The organism is Alkalibacillus flavidus (assembly GCF_040545925.1).
GTDB lineage: Bacteria > Bacillota > Bacilli > Bacillales > Alkalibacillaceae > Alkalibacillus > Alkalibacillus flavidus.
Map to the genome: position 1 here is coordinate 80,254 of NZ_JBEPMX010000004.1, position 25,207 is coordinate 105,460.

The 25,207-nt window shown below is 40.7% G+C and carries 23 protein-coding genes; 7 read left to right on the plus strand and 16 right to left on the minus strand.

All coding sequences use genetic code 11. The features are described from left to right. Positions 1–476: 476 nt before the first annotated feature. The 3 genes from ABID56_RS05395 to ABID56_RS05405 all read right to left on the minus strand — a co-directional run bounded on the left by ABID56_RS05395 (position 477) and on the right by ABID56_RS05405 (position 3,593). Entirely contained in the window at positions 477–1,322 is an 846-nt protein-coding gene (locus ABID56_RS05395) for a DegV family protein (RefSeq protein WP_354219598.1), read from the minus strand. 272 nt (positions 1,323–1,594) lie between these two features. Continuing rightward, entirely contained in the window at positions 1,595–2,281 is a 687-nt protein-coding gene (locus ABID56_RS05400) for a response regulator (RefSeq protein ID WP_354219599.1), read from the minus strand. 160 nt (positions 2,282–2,441) lie between these two features. Beyond that, on the minus strand, positions 2,442–3,593 hold the full coding sequence (locus tag ABID56_RS05405; RefSeq protein WP_354219600.1) for a sensor histidine kinase: 1,152 nt from the start codon (positions 3,591–3,593) through the stop codon (positions 2,442–2,444). A 210-nt stretch (positions 3,594–3,803) separates the two neighbouring features. Between ABID56_RS05405 and ABID56_RS05410 the strand changes: the two genes are divergently transcribed. After that, entirely contained in the window at positions 3,804–4,442 is a 639-nt protein-coding gene (locus ABID56_RS05410) for a YigZ family protein (protein WP_354219601.1), read from the plus strand. A gap of 170 nt (positions 4,443–4,612) precedes the next feature. Here the strand turns inward: ABID56_RS05410 and ABID56_RS05415 are convergent, their stop codons facing one another. The 6 genes from ABID56_RS05415 to ABID56_RS05440 form a co-directional block, all read right to left on the minus strand. Then, positions 4,613–5,092: a GtrA family protein gene (locus ABID56_RS05415; RefSeq protein ID WP_354219602.1), complete on the minus strand. Its 480-nt coding sequence runs from the start codon at positions 5,090–5,092 to the stop codon at positions 4,613–4,615. Position 5,093: 1 nt separating this feature from the next. Further along, on the minus strand, positions 5,094–6,212 hold the full coding sequence (locus ABID56_RS05420) for a glycosyltransferase family 4 protein (protein ID WP_354219603.1): 1,119 nt from the start codon (positions 6,210–6,212) through the stop codon (positions 5,094–5,096). A gap of 30 nt (positions 6,213–6,242) precedes the next feature. Continuing rightward, positions 6,243–7,391, minus strand: a complete 1,149-nt coding sequence (locus ABID56_RS05425; protein ID WP_354219604.1) for an NAD-dependent epimerase/dehydratase family protein — start codon at positions 7,389–7,391, stop codon at positions 6,243–6,245. A 349-nt stretch (positions 7,392–7,740) separates the two neighbouring features. Beyond that, the gene (locus ABID56_RS05430; protein WP_354219605.1) at positions 7,741–9,168 is read right to left on the minus strand and encodes a glucosaminidase domain-containing protein; all 1,428 of its coding nucleotides are present in this window, start codon (positions 9,166–9,168) and stop codon (positions 7,741–7,743) included. A 325-nt stretch (positions 9,169–9,493) separates the two neighbouring features. After that, complete coding sequence (locus ABID56_RS05435; protein WP_354219606.1) at positions 9,494–10,537, minus strand: glycosyltransferase family 4 protein; 1,044 nt, start codon at positions 10,535–10,537, stop codon at positions 9,494–9,496. A 137-nt stretch (positions 10,538–10,674) separates the two neighbouring features. Next, complete coding sequence (locus ABID56_RS05440) at positions 10,675–11,868, minus strand: N-acetylmuramoyl-L-alanine amidase (RefSeq protein ID WP_354219607.1); 1,194 nt, start codon at positions 11,866–11,868, stop codon at positions 10,675–10,677. A gap of 166 nt (positions 11,869–12,034) precedes the next feature. On the opposite strand from ABID56_RS05440, the gene secA2 reads away from it, so the two are divergent. Both secA2 and ABID56_RS05450 read left to right on the plus strand, forming a co-directional pair. After that, positions 12,035–14,416, plus strand: coding sequence for an accessory Sec system translocase SecA2 (gene secA2, locus ABID56_RS05445; RefSeq protein WP_354219608.1), 2,382 nt, complete (start codon positions 12,035–12,037; stop codon positions 14,414–14,416). A 14-nt stretch (positions 14,417–14,430) separates the two neighbouring features. Next, positions 14,431–15,324: an accessory Sec system S-layer assembly protein gene (locus ABID56_RS05450; RefSeq protein WP_354219609.1), complete on the plus strand. Its 894-nt coding sequence runs from the start codon at positions 14,431–14,433 to the stop codon at positions 15,322–15,324. Between the two features lie 215 nt (positions 15,325–15,539). Here ABID56_RS05450 and ABID56_RS05455 read toward each other — a convergent pair whose 3' ends face one another. Beyond that, the gene (locus ABID56_RS05455; protein WP_354219610.1) at positions 15,540–15,767 is read right to left on the minus strand and encodes a CopG family transcriptional regulator; all 228 of its coding nucleotides are present in this window, start codon (positions 15,765–15,767) and stop codon (positions 15,540–15,542) included. Between the two features lie 106 nt (positions 15,768–15,873). On the opposite strand from ABID56_RS05455, the gene ABID56_RS05460 reads away from it, so the two are divergent. Further along, positions 15,874–17,223, plus strand: coding sequence for a S41 family peptidase (locus ABID56_RS05460; protein ID WP_354219611.1), 1,350 nt, complete (start codon positions 15,874–15,876; stop codon positions 17,221–17,223). A 406-nt stretch (positions 17,224–17,629) separates the two neighbouring features. Here the strand turns inward: ABID56_RS05460 and ABID56_RS05465 are convergent, their stop codons facing one another. Further along, positions 17,630–19,135 carry an APC family permease gene (locus tag ABID56_RS05465; RefSeq protein WP_354219612.1) on the minus strand — a complete coding sequence of 502 codons (1,506 nt, stop codon included), beginning with the start codon at positions 19,133–19,135 and terminating at the stop codon, positions 17,630–17,632. A 240-nt stretch (positions 19,136–19,375) separates the two neighbouring features. Here ABID56_RS05465 and ABID56_RS05470 point away from each other — a divergent pair, with 240 nt between their 5' ends. Together ABID56_RS05470 and ABID56_RS05475 are read left to right on the plus strand one after the other, a co-directional pair. Beyond that, positions 19,376–19,903, plus strand: coding sequence for a hypothetical protein (locus ABID56_RS05470; protein WP_354219613.1), 528 nt, complete (start codon positions 19,376–19,378; stop codon positions 19,901–19,903). Positions 19,904–20,048: 145 nt separating this feature from the next. Continuing rightward, positions 20,049–20,177: an anti-repressor SinI family protein gene (locus ABID56_RS05475; protein WP_354219614.1), complete on the plus strand. Its 129-nt coding sequence runs from the start codon at positions 20,049–20,051 to the stop codon at positions 20,175–20,177. Between the two features lie 33 nt (positions 20,178–20,210). Here ABID56_RS05475 and ABID56_RS05480 read toward each other — a convergent pair whose 3' ends face one another. Further along, a complete protein-coding gene (locus tag ABID56_RS05480) occupies positions 20,211–20,645 on the minus strand; it encodes a hypothetical protein (protein WP_354219615.1) in 435 nt (144 codons plus the stop codon). Positions 20,646–20,823: 178 nt separating this feature from the next. Between ABID56_RS05480 and ABID56_RS05485 the strand changes: the two genes are divergently transcribed. Beyond that, on the plus strand, positions 20,824–21,909 hold the full coding sequence (locus tag ABID56_RS05485) for an AI-2E family transporter (RefSeq protein ID WP_354219616.1): 1,086 nt from the start codon (positions 20,824–20,826) through the stop codon (positions 21,907–21,909). Between the two features lie 42 nt (positions 21,910–21,951). Here the strand turns inward: ABID56_RS05485 and ABID56_RS05490 are convergent, their stop codons facing one another. The 4 genes from ABID56_RS05490 to proC form a co-directional block, all read right to left on the minus strand. Then, a complete protein-coding gene (locus ABID56_RS05490; RefSeq protein WP_354219617.1) occupies positions 21,952–22,941 on the minus strand; it encodes a hypothetical protein in 990 nt (329 codons plus the stop codon). Further along, positions 22,931–23,809, minus strand: coding sequence for an ABC transporter ATP-binding protein (locus ABID56_RS05495; protein ID WP_354219618.1), 879 nt, complete (start codon positions 23,807–23,809; stop codon positions 22,931–22,933). The genes ABID56_RS05490 and ABID56_RS05495 overlap by 11 nt, the downstream gene beginning before the upstream one ends. After that, positions 23,802–24,194 (minus strand): GntR family transcriptional regulator, encoded by a 393-nt coding sequence (locus ABID56_RS05500; RefSeq protein ID WP_354219619.1) that lies wholly within the window; start codon positions 24,192–24,194, stop codon positions 23,802–23,804. Before ABID56_RS05500 ends, ABID56_RS05495 begins: the two co-directional genes overlap by 8 nt. Before the next feature lie 99 nt (positions 24,195–24,293). Then, positions 24,294–25,085 (minus strand): pyrroline-5-carboxylate reductase, encoded by a 792-nt coding sequence (gene proC, locus ABID56_RS05505; protein WP_354219620.1) that lies wholly within the window; start codon positions 25,083–25,085, stop codon positions 24,294–24,296. Positions 25,086–25,207: the final 122 nt, after the last annotated feature.

The following is a 25,207-nucleotide window of genomic DNA, read 5'->3' on the forward strand; positions in this document are numbered from 1 at the left end:
ACAAGATTTGAGAGGAATTTATGATAAGTCTTTTATCCATGTGTATTTGTCCATTTTGTTTTTCTTTCATGAGATAATTCGATTAATTATACTATAAATTTTTTGTTTTTTTAATAATTTTGGTCAGTTATTTGAAAAGTCGTTCTATTTATCTCAAAAATACTTTGATTTATTAAATAAGTTAACGCAGTTATTCGATAAATGACCGTGTTGTTTTGATAGAAGGTGCGCAGGATTTCCGATGAGTATTCTTGTGACTTATTTCAAAAATGCTTTGATTTTTGAAATAAGTTGACCGAGTTATTTAATAAATACAAGGAATTATTAAATAAAATCAAGGTGTGTCTCAATTTATTCGATAAATCAACCGAATTATTCGATAAATCAATTAAGTTATTCGATAATTGCCCGCAATTATTGAATAATTCCAAAGCCCAATCCAAAACGAAAACAGCTGAGTGGGCTCAGCTGTTTCTTTATCTTACTTTATACCATCCGAGGCCGAGGCCGCCTTCTCCTAGGTGTGTTCCGATCACAGGGCCGAAGTAGCTTAGGCTGAACTCGACGTTCGGGAACTTCGCATCAAGGGTTTCCATCCACTCCCGCGCGAGTTCTTCGCGTTCGGCGTGAATGACGACGGCGCGGAGTTGTTCAGCTTCAGCCGCATCTTCTGCTAATAAATTTTCCATTCGTTTGTACGCTTTTTTGCTCGTCCGAATTTTTTCAAAAGGAACGATTTTCGTGTCTTCAAAATGCAAGAGTGGCTTGACTTGTAATAAGCTGCCGACCATGGCTTGCGCTCCTGTCAGACGACCGCCACGCGCTAAGTGGCTCAAGTCATCCACCATAAAATACGCCCGCGTGCTCGTTTTCATGTCGTATAATCGGTTCATAATCGTCTCAACGTCCGCACCGTCATGCGCCATTTTTGCTGCTTCTAATACGTAAAAGCCTTGCACCATACAGCTGATTTCGGAATCAAATGCGTGAACTTCAAGACCATCCACCATATCACCGGCCGATAATGCTGCCTGATACGTTCCGCTAATCCCACTCGATAAATGAATCGAGATTACTGCATCATAATTTTCGGCAATCGTTTCAAATGTCGAAACGAAATCACCGACTGCTGGCTGGCTCGTTTTTGGGAGCTCTTTTTCTTGTCGAACTTTGTCGTAAAATTCGCTTGTCGTTATATCTACTAATTCACGGTAACTTTCGTTTTCAAATGTGACACTAAGCGGCACCATAAATATGTTCCATTGGTCACGTTGTTCCTGAGGTATGTATGCCGTGCTATCAGTTAAAACGGCTATATTCATGCCATCCCCTCCCTCTTGCCTTCATTTTACAATACTCCCGCTTCTTTTGCACCGAAAAATTGAATTTCTGTTCATTTCGGTTTAAGCTTTTTTCTTTTTATTTTATAACTTCCGCTATTTTTTAAATAACTAGAATTAGTTATTTAAAAAATCCAACGACTTATCTAATAAGTTCGGGCAGTTATTTAATAACTCAGCGAAAATATTTAATAACTACATCGGATGCAGAAAACCCCTTACGCGCGCGGCGTAAGGGGTTTCATCATTTTCCGTTATCTAACTTGGACCCAACCTTCTTTAATCGCTGTGACGACAGCTTGGGTGCGGTCGTTAACGTTCATTTTTTGTAAAATGTTTGAGACGTGGTTTTTGACCGTTTTTTCGCTTATATATAAGTCTTCAGAGATGCCGCGGTTGCTACGACCGTCTGTCATCAACTGCAAGACTTCGCATTCACGGCGAGTAAGCAAGTGAAGGGGTTTGCGATATTCGATATATTCGAATGCGACATTGGAATTGTCTGATGTTTCGCCTGATAAACGACGATACTCGCGTAATAAATTGTGCGTCACTTTCGGGTGAATGTACGATCCACCTTGGCTGACGATTTTAATCGCGTTCACTAATTCCTCGGTGTCCATTTCTTTCAGCATATAACCTAATGCGCCTGATTTAAGTGCATGTGTCACGTAGGACTCGTCGTCATGAATCGACAAAATAATCACTTTCAAGTCATTGTACTGATCGACGATTTGACGTGTTGCTTCCACGCCATTTACATCAGGCATGTTAATATCCATCAACACAATGTCCGGTTGATGTTCCTTAATAGTATCGATCGCTTCAGAACCGTCACCTGCCTCTGCGACGACTTCAAAGCCTTGTTCAAATTCTAATATACGTTTAATTCCTTCGCGGAAAAGTTTATGATCATCGATTAAAACGATGCTAGTTGCCATGGTACTCCTCCTTCAAATGTTACCATTACTCGAGCCGTACTTTTTCCCTATAAGATTCACATTTCATTATACTACAATTATCGGCGAATGGGTAATCATTCATGCAAAAATTATACACAATTTTTGACAATTCTTTCAACCATGTCAAAATTTTAAACGTTTACCCTTGATTTTCACCTTTATCAGGCAGTTTCATCATGACTTTCGTGCCTTCACCTTTTTTCGATTTCAGTTCGATTTCACCATCAAGCATCTCGACACGTTCGCGCATACCAGTCAAACCGAATGATGAGTCCTGTTCCGTTTCAACGTCAAACCCTTTACCATGGTCAATCACTTGAATATTCACTTGATTACGTGTTTCCTCGAATTTCACTTCAATCAAGCTCGTCTCAGCGTGTTTGATGGCATTTTGGACTGATTCTTGCACGAGTCGAAAAACGGCCGCTTCAAATTTTGAATTGTACCGTTTGTCGCTTTCTTTCGCTTTAAAATCGACTTTGATTTCATGATAATCTTCTACGGTCACCAAATACTTACGAAGTGTCGGCACTAAGCCTAAATCATCAAGCGCCATTGGTCGAAGGTCGTAAATAATTTTGCGGACCTCATACAACGCGTTTCGCACAAGTTCCTTCACATCTTTAATTTCTTTCGTCGCCTCATTGATCCCGCGCTCACGAATCGTTTTCGTCACGATATCTGAGCGAATCATCACGTTCGCGAGCATTTGCGCCGGCCCGTCATGAATTTCGCGCGACAATTTTCGACGTTCTTCTTCTTGCGCGTCAATGATCTTGAGCCCGAAATTGTACTTCGCATTCGCTTGCGTCACCGCTTCATTCACTTCTTGGAAATCTTCCGTTAAATAATTGAGCATGACGTTAATTTTGCTCATGAGATTTTCTGTTCGTTGAATACTTTCTTCGAGTCCGCGAATCCGCTGTTCTAACTCATCACGACGCTTAATTAAGCCTTCTTCTTGCTGGCGTTGTACCGTCAGTTTCGTATGCAGTTCATACGTGTTGTTATACGCTTCTTGAACTTGCTTTTCTGAGTACTGTGAAAAGTTTTTGCTGACATCAGACAGACGTTGGCGAGCTAGTTTTAATTTATGCTCTAACCTGTCATTGTCTGTAATCATTTCGTCTACTTGCTGTTTGATGTCTTTCACTTCTTCAGTAAGCGCCTCTTGCTCTTTGCGCGCATTTTCACTTAAGTTGAAAATTTCTTGTTTACTGTTCGAAACGACGTTTACCATTTCGTCTATTATTTTGTTTAATGCTTGATCTTGGTCTTGAGTATTAGCCATCGAAACTCCTCCATCATTCATACTATATCTTTCGGCTAGGTTTATCGATTCTTTGAGGGTTTTTGAGAAATTTATAATAAAAATTTTATGGATATCAATGTAAAAAGTCTTAGATTTGATGATAAAAAAGGTTCACCACTATTTCCATACCCAAAAATTTGCCTGTTTAACCGCGTTTTTATATAATATTGGTTTAGGAGGCTTTCAATCATGCTAGAACACTATTTAACGATGAAACACCAAGGAGAACACGAGATTACGATTCAAAAGTCACGGTTCATTGGTCACGTCAAACGGACTGAAACCGAAGACGAAGCGCAGGCGTTTATCGATGAAATCAAAAAAGAACACAGCAGCGCGACACATAATTGCTCCGCTTATATGATTGGCGAACAAAACTTAATCCAAAAAGCTCACGATGACGGCGAACCGAGCGGAACTGCGGGGGTTCCGATGCTTGAAGTGTTGAAGCAAATGGATATGAAAGATACAACGGTCGTCGTCACCCGTTATTTCGGCGGCATTAAGCTTGGAGCTGGTGGTCTTATTCGTGCTTACTCGAATGCGACAAGTGAAGCGATTCGTGCTGTTGGCGTTGTGCGTCGGTCACTCATGCAAGATGTCGTGATTGGTGCTGATTATGGCATGCTCGGCAAACTTGAAAACGAACTACGCACACACGATTACTTAATTGATACGATCGACTACGCCGAACAAGTTACCTTTCACGTCTTGATACCTGTCAGCGATGTCGACGATTTTAAAACATGGATCGTTGACCTGACGAGTAACCAAGCCGATATACAAGACGGTGAAACTCAATACGTCGAACGCGATGTTGAGGTATAACCCATCAAAACGCGATTTGCTCAAAATAGATACGAGCAAATCGCGTTTTTTTGTGCAGATCTCGAGTGAATTGAGCGACTCTTATTCACGATCGAGCGACTTCAATCAATAATTGAGCGACCTAACTCATGATCGAGCGACTTTCAAGTGAAACAAAAAACCACCAATGCTTAACGCATTTTGGTGGCTTTTTGTCGTTTGCGTAATGAAATTTGATAATCTTTGAACACGTAATATTTAACCATGAAAAAGCTTGCGATCGATGATGACGCCATCGCGCTTCCTTTTGCGATGTTGTAGGCGAGCCATCCGGGAACCCCGAACAAACCAATCAACGCATTAAGCGCAATAAACACTAAGTTGTTGATCACTAAGCTAATCGCGGCCTGAACGAGAAACCCTAAACGTTGACGATTATTGCCACTCGACGTCCGACTAAACGTAATCGTCGAATTCCACAAATAACTATTTAAGACAGATAACGTATAAGCTGTAGTATTAAACAAAATCAATGTAATCGTATCGGTTGTCGGAAACAAGATGAGCAATAAGTTTAAGACACCGATATCAATTGCGGCGTTCGATCCGCCGATAATACTAAATTGGAAAAATTGTTTAAATCCGCTTTTTCGTTTGCGTTCTTCTGTCATTTTATCCCTTCTTACTGTCGACAACGCGGTGATATAAATCGAGCGCTTGTTGCGATTGGCGGTCCCAGCCCATCTGTTGAATGTCGGCGTACGCCTTCTCGCTTAGCGATTGTCGTAAGGATTCGTCTTCAAGTTTTAACACGGTGTTCACAAAATCATCTTGTTCATTCGGATCGTATAACAACCCTTGTTCACCATCGGTTATTTGCTCTTCAGTCGGGCCACTTTTCGCCGCGACAACCGGCAAGCCTGCTGCCATCGCTTCTGATAAGACGAGGCCAAGCGTTTCGGTCGTCGATGGGAAAACGAACACATCGGCTGACGCGTAGGCACTTGCTAATTCTTCGCCGTGCATAAAGCCAGTGAACACGGCATTAGAACCGGCAAAATATTTTTCTAAATCACTGCGATGCGGACCATCACCGACGATCGCTAAGACGAACTGATCGGAGTAATCGAGCACGTGGCGAATTTTTTCGATTTCTTTTTCAGGCGCTAAACGACCGACAAATAATAATAATGTTTTATCGGTTTGACCGCCTGATAATCGCTCGCGCATGCTCTCGCTTTCGTATTCTGGATTAAAGAAATCGGTATCGACGCCACGTTCCCACACTTCGACGTTATGAAAACGATGCTCGTCGAGTTCAGCTTTGACGACATTAGACGTGCATAAATTGACGTCTGCTTTATTGTGCAACTTGCGAAAATACCACCATAACAATGGTTTAACCATTGAGACGTTATAGTAATCAGCATAACGTGGTATTTGTGTATGATACGACGCAACTAGCGGATAGTTTAACTTATCTGCATAGTGTACCCCTGACGCCCCCATTAATGCAGGGTTGACGACATGGACGATATCAGGATCTTGCTCTTCAATCACGCGACGCACCTTAGGCGAAGGAAACGCAAATAATTTCGAACGATAGATTAAAAATTTACGCGCTGGTAAACCGATAATTTGCGCCCCTTCGAATTCGTTCACCCCTAAATCAGGCGCGACGACGGTTACATCGTGCCCTTGCTTCATAAAATATCGAATACTATGTGTTAAGCGTGTCACAACACCGTCTGTTGCTGGCAAAAACGTTTCTGTGATGATGAGTATATGCATTACGTCTCCGTCCTTTATCGTATGCGCCGACTATTTCCACGTCACAGTTGGTAGAATGTTGTCTTTAATGACGCGATCTTTATGGTCAACGACTGCGCGTAAAATTTCGCGAATGACATCGTCGTCGAGTAAATGTGGCTCTAAACCTAAATCTTGTAATTTCGTATTCACAGCATGATAGAAATGGTCTTCTGCTTCAACACGCGGGTTTTCTAAGTGTGCGATACCTGTTTCAAAACCTTCTTCTTTCGCAACTTTTTGAACTTTTTCCGCAAGTTCTTGAACTGAGAAATATTCTGTGAACTGGTTAAATACGCGGAATTCACCTGGTTCAGCAGGATTTTCAGCTGCGATTTCAATACAACGAACTGTGTCTTCAATATTTAAGAACGCGCGCGTTTGGCCGCCAGAACCGTAAACCGTTAAATCTTCTCCGACTGTCGCTTGGATGATAAAACGGTTAAGCGCGGTACCGAAAACGCCGTCATAGTCTAAACGATTGGTTAAGACAGGGTCCATTTTCGTTTCGTTCGTTTCTAAACCGTACACAATGCCTTGGTTAAGGTCTGTGGCACGAACGCCCCAAATTTTGCAGGCAAACATAATATTATGGCTGTCGTGAACTTTTGATAGATGGTAGAACGAGCCTGGTTGTTTCGGGAATGGTAGTGTGTCTTTACGCCCGTTATGCTCAACTTCTAAATACCCTTCTTCGATCGGGATATTCGGTGTACCATATTCGCCCATCGTACCTAATTTGATCAGGTGGCAATCAGGCACAAGTTCGCGAATCGCATATAACACGTTTAAGTTACCCGTCACGTTGTTTTCTTGCGTATATACCGCATGCTCACGGTCGATCATTGAGTAAGGTGCCGAGCGTTGTTCAGCGAAGTGGACGAACGCATCTGGTTGTTCTGTTTTAATGACTTGTGATAAAAAGTCGTAATGCGTTAAGTCACCTTGATAAACACGGATCTCATTGCCCGTTAGCTCTTGCCATTTCGCCACACGTTCTTCAAGTGATGCAATCGGTGTCAGCGAATTAGAATGAAGCTCGTTATCAATATCTCGTCTTACATAGTTGTCAATAATTGAGACGTCATGGCCTCGTTTTGATAGGTATAATGCAGTTGGCCAACCGCAAAAACCGTCTCCTCCAGCTACAATAATATTCATATTCTTCCGCCTTTCTCTACAATGTCACAGCCTTTTTAGGCATTCTTATCTTATTTTACACACATAATCATAACATTCACTCGAAATTTTTCAATTAATAATTGGTGACGATTGATGATTTTATTAAAATATCGCGTCAAACACTGTCAATGCAAGTTTAGTTTGTCAATTATTTGCTATGATAACTGTCGATTTCGCCGAATTCTTCATTATATCGTCGAGTTTTAAAATATATCGCCGACCCAAAAAAATATCGTCGATTTCTCAAATTTATCGTCGCAATCCGCAATAAAACGTCGAACTACCATCACATAAAAATCCCGAAGCTGGATAAGCTCCGGGACTGTCATTATTCGAGTAATTGACGATCTTTTTCACCTAAATACTTGTCGGCGCGGTACATGTGACCGGCGATTTTTTGACCCCAATACGGGTCTGATGCGTAGCGAACGTTTAAGCCGAACGTTTTATTGCCGGCGAAAGGGCCTTCATAGCGGTAATCGTCCGGGTTCAAGTAACCATTTTTAATAAAATAGCCCGCGTACATAACGGATTCTTCAAACGATTCAAATTCGTCGGCATTGCCGTATGGATCGTTGTCGGATGCATTTAAGCCGAATAAATTATTCTTATCTTGCGCGATGTTACTTGTCCCCCATGCCGATTCGTGAACTGCTAAAGACATAAGGAATAACGCGTTCACACCGTATTCTTCTTGCGCTTTAATAAACGCATCACCTAAACCTTCAAGTGGCGGCGTTTCTGCCCGTCTAAATGTTTCGTAGTTTTGGTGGCCTGATTCTTCTTTAATATAGTTATTTAAGTCTTCAGCCGTGTAGTTCGTCTCTTTTGTAATATCGAGTTGGTTAAATAGTTTATGCTCTTGGCCGTCAAATGTGATGCCGTCCCAGCTTTGGTACTCGCCTGGTTCGAGCCCTTCAGGTGCCCAACCGTACGTATACACGCGGTAAATACCGTCTTCATACACTTTATGCGTCAATACGTTTTCGTCTGGTCGGTCTAACACTTCGTAAACGGATTGGCCTTCGATTTGGCTAGGCGGCAAGACATTTGCGCTATCATGGCCGACATAGCCTGTTTCACCTGCCAATTTAATCTCTATCGATTGAGGGTGCGTCGCGATATACTCTAGTTCTACTTCTCCATTCTCGACTGTGTTAACGTACGTTTTACTACTTCCTAGTTCTTTTCCATCGTACACAATCGTAAAACCATCAGTATGAACAATGCCATCAGGTGCCCAAATCGTATTGTTACCAAACACGATCACTTCTGAACCGTCCTCAGCTACTTGCTCGCGAGCAGCATCGTAAGTGTCATACTCCGCCTGCACCGTTAAATCACCGTTGTCACTCAGTTGAGCAACTTCATATTTGTCCGGAATCGTAAAGATTTGGCGGGTATTTTGGTTTAATGCGACATCTTTTTCACTTTTCAGGCCATCTGTAATATGTAATTGATACGTTTCGCCCGCGTCATATTTTTCGTCTGGGGTTACCGTGATGACACGCCCCTCTTCACGAAGGTCTAGGCTCGTCGGATGTTTTTCGCCTGTATTTTCATTCTCGACATAAACATAATCAGAATTGAGTGTTTCGGGATTTATCGGTTGATCAAACGTCACCGTCCACACTTTTTCTTCAGGCACTTCGATCGGTTCCTCAGTCCAATTCGCCCATTCCTGCGCAAGCACTGTTGTTCCTATTAATGCGACAGAAACAATAAGCGCTATCAATATCGTATGTTTAAATTTCATAGTCTACCTCCGCTACAATCGACAATAGTTTAAACCTATTATAAACGGAAAAGCAGATTCGCGAAATAGTTTCAAAGCATCAATTGCCACTCACTCTCGAAATTATCAAATAAATTCTCTTATTTATTTCAAAACTTCACTCACTTATCTCATAATTAAAGCTATTTATCTAATAAATTCAGTGAACCCGCAGACTTATCTCATAAATTCCGCTAATTATTTCAAAACTCAACGCAGTTATTTCATAAATCAGCGGAATTATTTAAAAACTAAAACGAGTGCATAAAAAAGTCGTAGAGGTGTACTCTACGACTATGGATTACCATTATTTTGTTTCATTACGTTTCACAAACATGTTTAAAATCGGGCGGTAGTTTTTGTCGATTAAACCAGTTAATTCGACGACGAGTTCTAACATGAGGAACAGGCCAAGTATTAACAACGCTGAGCCCCACATGGTTGCTTGGGTAAAGACGATCGCTGCGATACTGAATAAAGCACTTAAACCGTAAATCAACAACACGGTCATACGATGGCTGAAACCGAGAGCTAACAAACAATGGTGCAAATGCTGTTTGTCAGCAGCAGATATTGGTTTGCGCTGAACTTTTCGCCGTATCATCGCAAACACCGTATCGGAAATCGGCACACCTAAAATAATAATCGGAATAACGAATGAGAATACAGTTACGTTTTTGAAACCTAACAACGACAGAACCGCTATCATATAGCCTAAAAACAACGCGCCGGTATCACCCATGAATATTTTCGCGGGGTGGAAATTGTAATACAGGAACCCGATTGTACTACCTAGTAGTAATAACGCAATCGTTGTAACAAAATAGTTGTTCATCACAATCGACATGACGGTAATCGTCAGTAATGCAATTGCTGATACACCGCCAGCTAATCCGTCCAAACCGTCAATTAAATTTATCGCATTTGTAATCGCGATGATCCAAATAATCGTAATTGGAATGCTTAACCAACCGAAATGCAATTCTCCACCGAACGGTAAGTTGACGAATTCGACTTGAATCGTTCCCAAGACGACGATAGCGGCTAAAATTTGGCCCGTCATTTTCCACTTAGGTGACAGTTCGATTAAATCGTCTAAAAACCCGACGAGCATAATAATCGAACCGCCGATCATAACCGGCAATGTATAAACCGAATCGGGATAGAACAACATAAGACCGATCATGAAACTTAAATAAATCGCTAAACCACCTAAACGTGGCATCGCGCCTTTATGCACTTTACGGTGGGAAGGGTTGTCAACCGCACCGATTTTGATCGCTAATCGTTTTATTAATGGTGTCATAATTAGTGCGACAGCTAGTGCCACTAACAAGGACTCGATCTCCATTTCATAAGCCCTCCTTATATCTTAAGGTCCCCAAATTGCGACCTTTTAGCTTAGACAATTTTATCCAAAAAGATAACGGCATAATTATATCACAATTGGGTAACCGAACAAAGCGAAATCTCGAAAATAGGGCCGATTTACTGGTAATAATTAATGATGCCTTGTGTGATCGCATCAGCAAATAGTTGCTGGTAATCATCGTCGAGCAAGCGACTTAAGTCATCCTGGTTCGTCATAAAACCAAGTTCAACTAATGATGCCGTGGATGGATTGTCGTGAATGACACGGAATTTAGCCGAATCAACGCGTCGATGTCTCATTTCTGCAAGTGACGTCAGTTGATTTTGTAAGCCGTCCGCTAAATAAAGCGAATGCGTCGAGTTACCGCTTTTCGTACGGCTGTAAAATGTTTCAGCCCCATGAATTTTCTCGTCACTCATAGCATTGGCGTGAATGCTGACAAATAAGTCGTTATAAAAATTCCGAGCTAAAACGACACGCTCATCCAGACTGATATACGTGTCATCTTCACGTGTTAAATAAACATTCGCACCAAGCTTCTCTAAATTGTCGCGAACTTTTTTCGCAACAGGTAAATTGATATTTTTTTCACGAATCGTCTCGGGCTCATAAACGCTCGCGCCATTGTCCGATCCGCCATGTCCAGCGTCAATTACAATGCGAATATCTTTAAGCAGTTGCCCACTCGCATGATACAATTTTAAATAATCTTTGTGTAAGTAAGCCGTCTTCATTTCATCGTCGACTTCAATTTCAGTTTCGACCCAAAAGCCGTCGATATCATAAATCGGTAATTGATCGCCATTATACACATGGCCAATCACCGTATCGTCACTCTCTGTACTCGGCTCGCTTCTAACACGCAAACGAGAGTCAACCGTTACTTCACCGATAAAATCGGCTCCTTCATATGACGGCAACGGATTCGGTTTTGTGTCAGTTGGATCGATACTAAATGGCAAACGATAACCTTCAGCTAACGTTTTTCCTTCTTCAGATTCTATCGTCATTTCAACAAACAGTTCATAACGTTCACCTGGTGTATAAAAATCCGCAGGCGGGAGGACGTTCACTGTTTCACGGTCATCGCTCAAATAGGTTGCTAGAAATAGTTGATTGCCATTTGAATCAACAGCATATACCGATTTACTATGTATGGTTCCACGTTTCACAGGCTTGTCAAACGTAATTTCCCAACTTTTGTCGAGCGATACGTTTTGTTTTGCATCCATTTCGACCCATTCATCTGCCGCTAACGGAGACGACAACAACCCGCATACGACAATTAATAATCCGATCCATTTTTTCACTATTGGTGCACTCCAATCTTCTGATAATAGATTGCTTATATTTTAAAACGAAACGGTCTATTTGAAAATAGTCCAATATATACATATACTTTTCCATTTAATCATGTATCTATTTGTATTATAATGTGACTAGTGTTTAAAACTTTGTCATAGGAGTATGTTAGTGATGCTTAAAACAATAAAACAATATATTAATGATGCCTCATATCGTCAATTAAAAAGTTATGAACGAAAAATTAAAGAGATTAATCGGTTAGAAGAAACATATGAAGCTTATTCTGACAATGAATTGAGCGAGATGACCGATTATTTTAAACAACAACTTGATGGCGGCAAGTCGATCTACGACATTCAAGCGGATGCCTTTGCTGTTGTGCGTGAAGTCTCTAAACGTGTGTTAGGCATGCGCCACTTTGACGTGCAATTAATCGGCGGGCTCGTCTTAACAGAAGGCCACATTGCTGAAATGGCAACCGGCGAAGGTAAAACAATCGTCGCCGCACTACCTAGTTATTTACGTGCATTAGAAGGAAAAGGCGTGCACGTCATTACAGCAAACGATTATTTAGCACGTCGTGACCGCGACTTAATCGGGCAAATTCATGAATTTCTCGGTTTGACAGTTGGTTTGAATGTGCCACAACTAGCGCCGTCTCAGAAAAAAGAAGCGTATCAATGCGATATTACATACGGCATTGGGACAGAGTTTGGCTTTGATTTTCTACGCGATAATATGGCGCAAAGTAAAAACGACCAAGTACAACGACCATTCCATTATGCGATCGTCGACGAAATTGATTCTGTTTTAATCGACGAGGCGAAGACACCACTCATTATTGCCGGTAAAACGGAAGGTAATGAAAAACTGCAACGTGTTTGTGCTCAACTCGCGAAGTCGTTCAAACGTGATGAGGATTATATTTTCGACCCTGAAACGAAAGCCACAAGCCTAGCTGACGGGGGTATTACGAAAACTGAGCGCGCCTTCGGTATCGACAACTTGTTCGATTTAGAACATCGTACACTGTACCATTACGTCATTCAAGCCGTTCGTGCACGTGTCATGTTCGAGCGTGACGTGGACTATATCGTCGAAGAAGGCGAAGTGAAACTCGTCGATATGTACACTGGACGTGTGATGGAAGGCCGCACACTATCAGACGGCTTACACCAAGCGATCGAAGCGAAAGAAGGCTTAGAAATCACTGAAGAAAACAAAACGCAAGCGAATATTACCGTGCAAAACTATTTCCGAATGTATCCGGTCATTTCGGGTATGACAGGGACAGCGAAAACGGAAGAAAAAGAGTTCCAAAAAGTTTATGGGATGAATGTCGTGCAAGTGCCGACGAACAAACCGGTTATTCGCGAAGACCACCCGGACATTGTGTACGAAACGAAAGAGCAGAAATACGAAGCGCTCGTCGATGAAGTAAAAGCACGTAACAGCAAAGGTCAACCCGTTTTAATCGGGACAACATCTATTATTCAATCAGAACAAGTCGCGGATTACTTAGAAGATGCTGGTTTGACGTTTGAAGTGCTGAATGCCAAAAGTGTCGAACAAGAAGTGAAGTTGATTTCTTTAGCCGGTCAATACGGCCAAATCACCGTCGCTACGAACGTCGCCGGACGCGGTACTGACATCATGCTCGGTGAAGGGGTTAAAGATGTCGGCGGTTTATGTGTGATCGGTACAGAACGTCACGGGTCGCGACGAATCGATAACCAACTGAAAGGGCGCTCCGGTCGCCAAGGGGACCCAGGCGAAACAAAATTCATCGTATCACTAGAAGATGACCTGATCGTGCGTTTCGCGAAAGAAGAAAAAGAAAGGAAAGAACCGAACTTAGAAATCGCTCAAGATGGACAAATTTTAAATAAAGACATCGATAAATTAATCGACACCGCCCAAAAGATTTCTGAAGGCAGTCATTTTTCAATCCGTGAATTTAACTTGAAGCTAGACGATGTCGTTAACGACCAACGTGGCGTCATGTATGAGTTCCGTGATCGTCTACTAACGACGGAAGATCCAATCGGCTTCACGCTTAAACAAATGGACGATTACATTCAAGCACTCGTTGAAAAATATTGCCCAGATACGATGACGCCGGAAGAATGGCTACTTGAAAAACTCGAACAACAAATCATGACACTCATGCCAGGGGTGCACGTCTCATTGACGGAACAAGAGTTTGAAAGCGAACAAGACGTCTTAGATTATATCAATCAACTGAAAGAGCAGTACGAAGCTGAAATTAAACGCTTTAGCGATGACCAAAAATTACAATTTAAAGTTCGCCAAATTAGTTTAGCCGTAACCGATCAAAATTGGATTAAACATTTAGAACAAATGAATCGTCTTAAAGAAGGGGTCGGTGTCCGTCAATATCAGCAGGAGGACCCAATTCGCCTTTATCAAGAGGATGGTTTTGACTTATTCCGCTATGCCTTCCAAGAAATCCAAGGCGGGATGTTGCAACAATTAGCGAACCAAATTCATTATTTACAGAAGAAGGAAGCGGAACGAGCGAACAACGCTTAAGGAGGACTTAATCAATGAATCCATTTAAACATTTAGGACGTAAAGCGAAAGGTCAAAATACAACCGTCGATGCCGATCAAGTTTTAACTGATGTTGATGATCAACAAACAGAGCATGAGGTGCACCCAGAATTATCATTGCACCCACAGTGGACGGTTGAAGAAGAGGATCGTTACGTTTATCAATTCCAAAACAACGATTTAGAACCGCTAAAACCGAACCAGTTATCTTTGGCAGGATTTGAACTAAACGTGACGGATAAGAAAACAGTTGAGGTCGGCGCTTTCGTCCGCCACTCATTAGCAAAAGGGATCACCCTTGAACAAGCGTCCATCATTTTGCTAGATCAAGACGGCAACAAATTAGCCAAAAAACAATTCGACTTGTCTAATCTCGGTAAGTTACCAGCCAAATCAAGTCGTCCATGGTTGTTTGAATTCGGTCAAAACGATTTATATGTCGGTTTAGATGACTTACCGAGCGAAAACTTCCAACTCGCTTTCGAACTGAAGAAAAAACACCAGCTCGACTTAGCCGAATCGTGGGAACAATCGCTTGCGACACGTGATAAAGATAAATTAAAAGAAATCACCCAATCACTCGAACCGCCAAAACCAGGCGAAGTGAACTTTATGGGCCTAGAAGCAAAGCATAAAGACGATGGCACGCTACAAGTGACGATGCTCATTCGAAACGGTAGCGACAAATCACTCAACTTGGAACAAGTACCACTCGTTGTCGAAGATGCAACTGGAGACGTGATCGCTAAAGGCGGTTTCAAACTCGACAACTTCCAAGTCCAAGCGAACACGAGTAAACCGTGGAATTTCATTTTCCCAAGTGATTTGATCACAAAAGACGAACCAGACTTATCCAAATGGAAAGCCTACCCACCACAAAATCAATAACTCATCCAGTTATCTCATAATCACTTGGACTTTTGAGATAATTTCTAGAATTTATTAAATAAATGGACGTCATTATTTAATAAATTAGAGAGAATATCTAATAATCTAGAAAATACCAAGTCAAGATCAAAAAAATCAGGTGAGCTTGTGCTCACCTGATTTTCCTTACATTTATATGATTGCGGGAACCCATTCAACTTGATATGAATGCACTATTATGACCAATCTTTCTTCATATCCATGTTGTTTTTCAAAATTTGATAAACATTTGTATGTATATCTTGTGAAGCTGCTGTTTTCTCGAGATGCTCTAATTGGTCAAGAAAAAATGTAGTTGAAAAAGCGACGAGTGCGCTTTTCGAAATCCCTAATTGCTTGGCTCTTACTTCTAATTCTTTATTAACAGCTTCATCAACATTTGCGCTAATCCTTTTTTTAGACATCGCTTGATGTTCCCCCTTAAAAATCGTATGTGACAAAGGTTACATATTGATAGTATATATTTTTATAACCGATTGGTAAATAGCTAAATTATGGGAGGATCCAATTATGAAAAAATGGACCTACGTCCTACCTTTTTTTATCGTATTATTTTGGTCTGTTACATCATACTCGGTTACGGTTGATGATGTCAAACCATATATCGAACAACATTACTATGAAGACGTGAACGATCAAATTTATGACCAATCGATCGATGATTTAATGAATGAATTGGATCCGTACTCACAATATATGACGGAAGAAGAGTTCAACACGTTTCAAAATTCGATTAATCAAGAATTCGTTGGCATTGGCATCATGATGGAATTCACCGATCAAGGCGCTTTGATCACACAAGTATTCCCTAATTCACCTGCCTCCGATAAAGGACTGCAACCAGGGGACTTGATGATTCAAGTTGATCAACAATCCCTCAGCGATTTATCGCAAGAACAAATTACGCAATTACTCGCTGGCGAGGACGGCACAGATGTTACCGTGACCATCGAACGCGACACCCGAACGTTAACCAAGACGATAACCCGTCAGCCTATTGAAATACCGACCGTCCAAAGCGACCTGTTAGCTGGTGATATTGGCTACTTATCGATTAATTCCTTCTCAGACGACATGATCGATGAGGTCCATTCCGAAATGTCCCACCTCACGGCTAAATCGTGGATCGTTGACTTGCGCAATAACTCCGGCGGCTACGTATCATCAGCCCAGCACTTATTAGGGATGTTTCCAACAATTGCTTATGCTTTAGAAGTTCATTTACAAGATGGCATCGAAATGTATCACCCGGTTGCTCAACCTAACGTTTTTCCAGTTGAATCGAGTTTGCTTGTGAATCAATATAGTGCCAGTGCATCAGAAATCGTCGCCGCGGCGATTAAAGATTACGATGCTGCTGACATCTACGGTGAGACGACATTTGGCAAAGGGCTCATGCAACGATCTTTTCAACTTAATAGTGGTGGCGTCTTAAATTTAAGCGTTGCTGAATTTAAATCACCACATAGTCAAACCATTCATCAAACAGGCGTTGAGCCATCTATCCAATCATCATCACCTTTAAAAGACAGCCATTGGGACACTTATCGTGACCAACACGACTACAAAACATTCGACGACATTAAAACAATCGAAACCGACCATGAATTTACGATCACATTAAATGATGACGCGAATATCGAATCATTAGATCAACATATTGATTTGATTTCATTAGGCGGCCAATCCATGGATTACGACTTAACACGTGCTCAAGATCATGCATATACCCTTGACCCTCATGAACCGTTCAACCATAGCCAACACGTTGCAGTCATCGTTCACCCAGGATGGACGAATCAGTCTGGTCAAACAGCCGAGCAAGGCGTTATGGTTCGTGCTTACGTAAAAAGTAAATAGATGACCCTTACTTAAAACCATCACCTCCATCAACAGGTGGTGGTTTTTATTTGCTTTGATCGTTAAAATCTAACTCAATTCTAGCAGTTTATCGTTTAATTCTTGCAATTTTTTCTGAGATTCGTTCACATTTTGTTGTGATTCACTCACTTATACGATGAATTCTTTCACTTTTTCAATAATGCTTTATCGAAAGAAAGTGAAGATACAAAAAATACCACCCATCTATACGACAGGTGGCAAAGAAAAGATAGCGTCTAATCAACCTTATGATCGAGGTTAACTCTATTGTATTATATTCCTATAACAAATACAATGTCACATTTGTTGAAAAATAAAATACTCCAACCTGATTTAGTTGATTTGATCAGCAATTCTTATTTCAACTTTTTATAATCATTTTAAATTAATGATTATTATCGCTATCATTTCCTTTATTCGCTAATTTATATTGGTCATCACCTAAAATTAAATACGCTAATTCATCGCGGCTGTATTTCGATAATTCACGTCGACGTCCGATATAGAAAATCGCACCTAATACAACCCAAATCACGAGTGCATAAAACGATTCTTGTCCGAGCGCCGCTGGTGAACTTGGATAAAGCAGTAACGCTAAAAATGCGATACTTGAAATCATACCGATAATCGTTACTACCTTACGCCACGGAGATACGATATGCAATTCAGGGTTATAATCTTTATCTTGCTCATTCCACTTCAATAACTTAAACGCTGTGTACGTCGTATAGAAATAAGCAATCGACACCCCGACAGATGACATATTCACGATCCAACTGAGTACATCACGGCCAAACCAAGGTGCAATAATCGAAATAAGCGCTGCGAATAAAATAGCATAATATGGTGTGTTGTGTTGTTTGTGTAAACGCGCAAAGATATCTGGTAATACTTTACCACGCGCCATCGCAAACAAGACACGACTGGCTGAAATTAAGAAACCGTTTAGGCCTGTGAAAATACCCATCGATAAAGCTGTAGCTAATACGATGAGACCACCAACACCCATCACTTCTTGAACGACAACACCTGTGCCCCAAGAATGATTCGCATCAGCTAGCTCTTGCCATGGCATCGCGACACCTGTAGCTATAATCATCATTGAGTAAATAGCTGCCGCAAATAAAATGGCTAGCACAATTAATGACAATGCTTTTTTCGATGAAAACTTAAACTCTTCCGCTGCTTGTGGTACGTTGTCGAACCCAACATACGCAAATGGCGCAATCGCAACCATCGTCAAGACCGCAGCTAAGGCTGACGTATCTGGCGTAAAGACTGGTGTCAAGTTTGCAAACGACGTATCACCACTAGATGACATGCCGATGGTAATCGTTAAGACACCTAAAATTAAAATCGATACGAAAATAAACTGCATTCGACCTGAAATCGTCGAGCCACGAATATTTAAAAATGCAAAAATACCAATTAATAATGTCGTAAAAATAATTTCCGTTAAATAAACTTCCCATCCGGCTACTTCGTATAACTTCGCTTGCTCAATGAAATCTGGGAAAATAAATTTCAACATTAATGAGAAAGCGGTCGCATTCAACGCGACGATACATATGTAACCGAGCGTTAAAAACCACCCACTAATATAAGCATGGGTTCGATTCAAACCTAAAAAAGCGTAGGCAAACTCTCCTCCTGAAACGGGGTAACTTCGAATCAAAACACCATAACTGATCGCAATGACGATCATGAGTAATGCACCGATCGTTAACCCTAAAATAACGCCTAACGGACCGGCTTGCCCCATCCAGTTGGCTGGCATAACGAATGATGCCCAACCGATCGATGACCCGAGCGCAATCGCCCAGACCCAATGAGGCTTCAACGTTCTGTCTAGCTTCTGACGTGTTAGTGATTTTTCTGACCTTCCACTCACGACTTAAAACTCCTTTTCCTATTAGAATGTTAAAATACTGCACCCATCATTGTCGCACATTAATGAATTAAAGGGAAATGACCTATAACCTCATCTGTGTGAGCATACGGACGTACGGGGAACTTACGAACGATATTTTTTCGATATGTCGCAAAATATCGAAAAATGTTCAAAAAAAACTAGCCAACGTTTAATGTTTGTCCCGTTTGTCCATATTGGTTAAAAAAAGGTGTGTGACCCATGATGCGCTGGTTGTTTGTTCTAATGCTGTCCATCTTACTATTCCCGATTTATGTAGCATCGACACAATTTTTTTATTCAATTAATCATGAAACGGTTATATCGCAAAGTGAGCAGGAACCAAAAACAGAAACGGTATCGACCATGCAGCAATACAAACCCGTAACCACGGTCGACGACACCCATAACGTTTTGGATACGTACGAGGAACAACTAGCCGAAATTGAAAAAACCGTTAAGCAACAACTCAAACAGCTTGAAACTGAAGCAAAAGATGAATTAAGCCAGTCGAGCCACGTACTCAGGCGCGGAGCTACATTTTTTAAATATGAACGAGAAGCGAGACAAATCGAAGCGAAGGCTGACCGCGAATTCAGGGAATTATTGCATCAAATCAATAAACAGACTCAATCAGATTTAGTCGCAAAGCAACTGGCTGAAGATTTGCAAAAACAATACGACAAACGAAAGTCTTCATTAAAGTCACAAGTGTTCCAAGAGGTGAATGCATATTTCAATGAATCATGACACATCTCACGTCATTGTCACGAAAATGGACCAACTTTGTTGATATTTTTGGATGAAATAGGGGTAGGCATCCGACTTCCCGCACGGTAGAATAAGATTAACAACAGGAAGGGTCATGTAGGATGTGACGGGAGGTTATAGTTGGATGACTGAGCAAGCCACTAAAACGAAACATCAATTAGACCAAGAATGGATTCATCTCATGAAAACCGCCAAAGCAGCCGGTTTACACAAACAGGATATTAAACAATTCCTTAAACATAACACAGCATAATGGGATGGCTATGTACCATCCCATCATTCACCCTTAATAATAATAAGCCAACAACGTGTTAAACAGTGCTTCATCACGTTCTTCTAATGCTTTATCCATTAAACGTTCAATATTGCCTCGCTCTAATTCCGTAACGACTTCTTCTACTTCTTCCTGACTCACCATGCTTCCTTCGACATTCAATCGTTTAATCATATCGTTGATGTTAGCTTCAAATAGCTCGAAATCCATTAACTGATACAGGGGAAGCGTAATATACTCTGTTCCGTCTTGAAATACAAAATAGTCATCTGTATTCACAATTTGCTCGCTTTGACGATCAATAATAATTTCTCGCGCTTCTAACGGAATGAAATGATACGTTTTCCCTTTTAGTTCAATTGAAAAGTATTGAAAAGCTAAAATGATACGTAAATACGAACTATCTCGTTTCACATAATACGGTTTCAACATTTTGACCGATTGCATCGCCACCACCCCAACCTTTAATATTAGAATTTTCTGTATGTTATAAATATACATGAACATTCAAAAAAATTAAAGAGATTTGCAACATTTTTTGTCGTAAAACTTATAATCTATTGTCATTTACGATATAATAGGAAATAATTCTTATCATTTTTTAACAGAAAGCGGTGGTGACATTATGCCAAATGGGAAATGGTTTAGGATCGGTTACGGTATCATTCTCATTTTACTGATCATCTTTTTATCGACAAAAGTTCGGTTTATTTTCGAACCACTTTTCGTTTTATTTCAAACGTTATTCATTCCGGTTATTTTTGCCGGCATTTTATACTATTTAATCCGGCCGTTCGTCGATTTTTCGTCAAAATACATACCACGCCCGCTCGCTGTGTTGATCGTCTTTTTAGCTGGTGTTGGCGCTATAACGGGTATTGCGATTTTAGTCGCACCTGAATTAGAACGACAATTCAATAATTTGGCCAACTCACTTCCTGATTTGATCGATGATGCGAATCAAATGTTATTAAACATCCAAGCGAGTGATTGGTTCTCGCGTATTTCACCCGAAGAAGATGCGATCACGAATTTTTTCACAAACTTAGAAAATAACTTAAACGACATTTTATCGTCGATTGCCTCACAAATCACTGAATACATTGGTGTTGTCGCAAATGTGTTAATCACGATCATTGTCGTACCGTTTATTTTATTCTATCTTTTAAAAGACGGCGAACGTTTACCGCGTCGTGTGATTAACTTCTTACCGAAGCGTTACCAAGATGAAGCTGCTGAAATTTTAGATGATATGGACAACGCACTCAGCTCCTATATTCAAGGGCAAATTATTGTCAGCTGTTTTGTCGGTGTCTTGTTGTATATCGGATATACAATTATTGACTTACGCTTCTCACTTATTTTAGCTGTCGTTGCGTTACTCACGAACTTTATTCCGTTTATCGGACCGTGGATTGGTACGATTCCGGGGGTTGTAGTCGGCATACTCGATTCACCATTTCAAGCGTTACTTGTGATCATTTTAGTGGTGGTCGTTCAACAGATTGAAAGTAACTTAATTTCACCACAAGTGATGGGCAAAAAGTTACAAATTCATCCGATTACGATTATCTTTTTACTCCTGTTTGCCGGGCGTTTTGGTGGTATTTTAGCGATGATTATCGCCGTTCCAACCTACGCCGTCCTTAAAGTCATCGTCAGCCACATTTACCGAATTATTAAATTGAAAAATAAAGATGCGTTTGAATAGCGAAATCCCCTCTAAACTCACATTAGAGGGGATTTTCGTATATTACGCTCGATTGAGTAATCGCTTCGTAATTTTCCATGAGAAAAACAAGAAGATCAGTGCGCCAATCCAATATAAAATAACCGACACCATCATAGCCGAATTGTACGGGGCGACAGATGATACGAGTAAACCACCGAGCAAAACACTACAGACCGGAATACCAACTAAGAACACAGGATGTAACGTTCGGTACGTAATAAAATCACCCGTATATTCTGATGGTGCTTTTTCAAATAACCATAAGCCAGCAATTGATACAATCACTAACGCAACGGCAGGAGTCCAAACCGATAACTGATCATACATGCCTGGCGTAAAATACATAACCCAAAAGAGATCCGTCACGACCCAATCAATTTGACCAGGATTAAAATTGCCTCCATGCACTTCAATTAATTGAGCAGTTAACATAAGTAACCCTTGAGGTAAAAACATAAAAATAAATGTCAACGCAATTTGCGATTTAATCTCACCCGTAATCGATCCAATCATTAACGAAAAGGCGAAAATAAATAGATACGTCACTAATGGCGTAATAAAGACTTCAAACACTTCAACCGATGACATCAAATCACTAAATTCTGACTGATTAATAATTAAAATCGCTAACCAATACGACAAACTATACCCTAGCACAATAGTGAGCATACCGTACAGATATTTTGTCAAAAACATTTGTCGTCTAGAAAACGGAAGTGCCATCGAAAAATCATGCCGTTTTGCACTTTTTTCTAAACCAATTAAGAAACCGGCGAGTAATATGACGAGTCCAATCGCAATAATACCGAATATTTCTGGTGAAAAGAGAGAATTGATTTGCCACGTTTTATTTTGTTCCCAATATTGCGGACTTTTTTCAGCCATCGTCCGCCACGTATCTAGACTCAAAATCGCATTTAAAAAATATGCCAATAAAAAAGCAATAAAGACACTAACGCTAATGAGCGCATTATGCTTCCATTCTTTCATCCACAATGCTTTAGGAAACATATAAGTCACCTCCTAATTTCGCTACAAACACATCTTCAAGGGTTAATGGTAATTCTTCAAATAAAATCGGGTTGTATTGCCTTAACACCGCTTCACTTTCAGCATCATCTTCTTTAATCAACACAACACCGACGCGACCAGCCTGACTCAACACGTCAAGATGATCCTGGATATCATTCGGAAATGGCTCGTTATAGGCCACTTGCACTTTCTTATATTGTTGTTTTAACGCTTCCATTTCGACTTCCGATTCCACCGTACCGTCTTTAAGAACGACAATGTGATCAGCCATTTTCTCGAGTTCATCAAGACGGTGCGAAGAAATAATAACCGATACATCCTGTTTCGCGACTTCTTCTGCAATAAATTGGAGAATGTCTTTTTTAATAATGACATCGAGGCCGTCTGTTGGTTCATCAAGCAGTATGTACTGCGCATTCGTCGAAAACGCTAAAATAAGCGAAAACAACGCCTTTTGCCCTTTTGACATTTGTTTAATCTTGCCTGTCTTTTTAAAATTGAATTTATCGAGTAATTGATAGTAATAGTTCTCATCGAAAGACGGATAAACAACCTTGTAGAATTTAACAATCTCCTTAACGGAATACGCTTTAAGTGCATCAGTCGAATCGGGTACGAATACAACATTTTGTTTCACGTTCGGTTCACGAAATACACTTTTACCGTCGACTGTGATGGCGCCTTTATCTGGATGAATGATACCTGAAATCATGCGTAACAGTGTTGTTTTTCCTGCTCCGTTACGTCCAACAATACCTGTGATTGTACCTGGTTGTACTTGAAAATCAACGTGCTCTAATATAGTCGATCCGTCTAACGTTTTAGACACGTTATTGAGCTTAATCATGCGACTCTCCCCCTTCTTCCTTAAAAAACTCTTCAATCCACTGTTTCATTTCTTCTTTCGTCAAACCGGCTTGAACCGCTTTTTGCACCAGTTCTTCTGCTTGTTGTTTCAAGTGATCCACTTCCCTTTCTGTGACAAGCTCTAACACGTCGTCCGAGATAAACGTTCCTTTACCACGATAAGTGATAAACACGCCGTCGCGTTCGAGTTCTTTGTACGCTTTACTAACTGTGTTCGGATTCACCATCAACTGCGCTGACATTTCACGGACAGAGGGTACTTTATCACCCGCAACAACGACTCCTTGTAATATACGTCGCTTTACTTCGTATATAATTTGTTCATAGATCGGCTGACTACTCGTCGGGTTTAATATAATGTGCACGTCATCACCTCGTTTCTCTGTATTAAGTGTACTACATCAAATAGTACATTTGCAACAGTTATTTTTACAAAAAAATTAAGCTTGCCAATTATGACAAGCTTAATTTCCAGTACATTTATCCATCGCCTGAATGACAGCACCTCTAAAGCCATTTTGTTCTAACGCATCGACTGCTTTAATTGTCGTACCACCTGGCGTGCACACTTGATCTTTCAATTCACCTGGATGATATTCCGTATCTAATACCATTTTTGCTGCGCCTAATAATGCTTGCGCTGCATATTGGTACGCTTGGTCACGCGGAATACCTTGTTTAACCGCCCCATCTGCTAACGCTTCAATAAACATATAGCCATAAGCAGGGGATGAACCACTAATTGCTGGTATCGCGTCCATCATTTTTTCATCGACTTGATCCGATCGGCCGTAAAGCGAAAATAAATCGTGAATCAGTTGGATCTCGCTATCTAACACATGCTCGTTTGCACAAAACACCGTCATGCCTTCACCGACTAAAGATGGGGTGTTTGGCATCGTGCGAATGATTTTCGTTTCTTTACCGAATGCAAGTTCAATATCTTTCATTCGAACGCCTACTGCAATTGTGACGATAATAGTATTGCGATTAATATCTTTTCGTATTTCTTCTATAACGTGAGGATAAACGTGCGGTTTTACAGCTAAAAATAAAATATCACTTTCGCTTGCTACCCGACGATTATCGTGTCCAATATGAACGTCATACGTTTCTTTCACATGATCAATGGTTTCTTCAGTCACAGCTGATGCATGAATTTGTGATGGGTCAATCCCACCGTATTGAATCATCCCATTCATAATCGCCTGCGCCATCTTACCGCTACCGATAAACCCAATTTGTTGATCGATCATGTCTCCACCTCCATTTATACATTGTTGCTATGTTCTTTATTATAATACCTTTGTCAAATGACGGGTAGTGATATGATTGGTTTTGGTGTGAAACCATGATAAAAGCCAAGCTAGTATTGTTT

Coding starts and splice junctions, on each gene's coding strand:
- ABID56_RS05395 (WP_354219598.1), bottom strand. CDS start 1,322: ATGAATATAGCCGTTTTAACTGATAGCACGGCATACATACCTCAGGAA.
- ABID56_RS05400 (WP_354219599.1), bottom strand. CDS start 2,281: ATGGCAACTAGCATCGTTTTAATCGATGATCATAAACTTTTCCGCGAA.
- ABID56_RS05405 (WP_354219600.1), bottom strand. CDS start 3,593: ATGGCTAATACTCAAGACCAAGATCAAGCATTAAACAAAATAATAGAC.
- ABID56_RS05410 (WP_354219601.1), top strand. CDS start 3,804: ATGCTAGAACACTATTTAACGATGAAACACCAAGGAGAACACGAGATT.
- ABID56_RS05415 (WP_354219602.1), bottom strand. CDS start 5,092: ATGACAGAAGAACGCAAACGAAAAAGCGGATTTAAACAATTTTTCCAA.
- ABID56_RS05420 (WP_354219603.1), bottom strand. CDS start 6,212: ATGCATATACTCATCATCACAGAAACGTTTTTGCCAGCAACAGACGGT.
- ABID56_RS05425 (WP_354219604.1), bottom strand. CDS start 7,391: ATGAATATTATTGTAGCTGGAGGAGACGGTTTTTGCGGTTGGCCAACT.
- ABID56_RS05430 (WP_354219605.1), bottom strand. CDS start 9,168: ATGAAATTTAAACATACGATATTGATAGCGCTTATTGTTTCTGTCGCA.
- ABID56_RS05435 (WP_354219606.1), bottom strand. CDS start 10,537: ATGGAGATCGAGTCCTTGTTAGTGGCACTAGCTGTCGCACTAATTATG.
- secA2 (WP_354219608.1), top strand. CDS start 12,035: ATGCTTAAAACAATAAAACAATATATTAATGATGCCTCATATCGTCAA.
- ABID56_RS05450 (WP_354219609.1), top strand. CDS start 14,431: ATGAATCCATTTAAACATTTAGGACGTAAAGCGAAAGGTCAAAATACA.
- ABID56_RS05455 (WP_354219610.1), bottom strand. CDS start 15,767: ATGTCTAAAAAAAGGATTAGCGCAAATGTTGATGAAGCTGTTAATAAA.
- ABID56_RS05460 (WP_354219611.1), top strand. CDS start 15,874: ATGAAAAAATGGACCTACGTCCTACCTTTTTTTATCGTATTATTTTGG.
- ABID56_RS05470 (WP_354219613.1), top strand. CDS start 19,376: ATGATGCGCTGGTTGTTTGTTCTAATGCTGTCCATCTTACTATTCCCG.
- ABID56_RS05475 (WP_354219614.1), top strand. CDS start 20,049: ATGACTGAGCAAGCCACTAAAACGAAACATCAATTAGACCAAGAATGG.
- ABID56_RS05480 (WP_354219615.1), bottom strand. CDS start 20,645: ATGCAATCGGTCAAAATGTTGAAACCGTATTATGTGAAACGAGATAGT.
- ABID56_RS05485 (WP_354219616.1), top strand. CDS start 20,824: ATGCCAAATGGGAAATGGTTTAGGATCGGTTACGGTATCATTCTCATT.
- ABID56_RS05490 (WP_354219617.1), bottom strand. CDS start 22,941: ATGTTTCCTAAAGCATTGTGGATGAAAGAATGGAAGCATAATGCGCTC.
- ABID56_RS05495 (WP_354219618.1), bottom strand. CDS start 23,809: ATGATTAAGCTCAATAACGTGTCTAAAACGTTAGACGGATCGACTATA.
- proC (WP_354219620.1), bottom strand. CDS start 25,085: ATGATCGATCAACAAATTGGGTTTATCGGTAGCGGTAAGATGGCGCAG.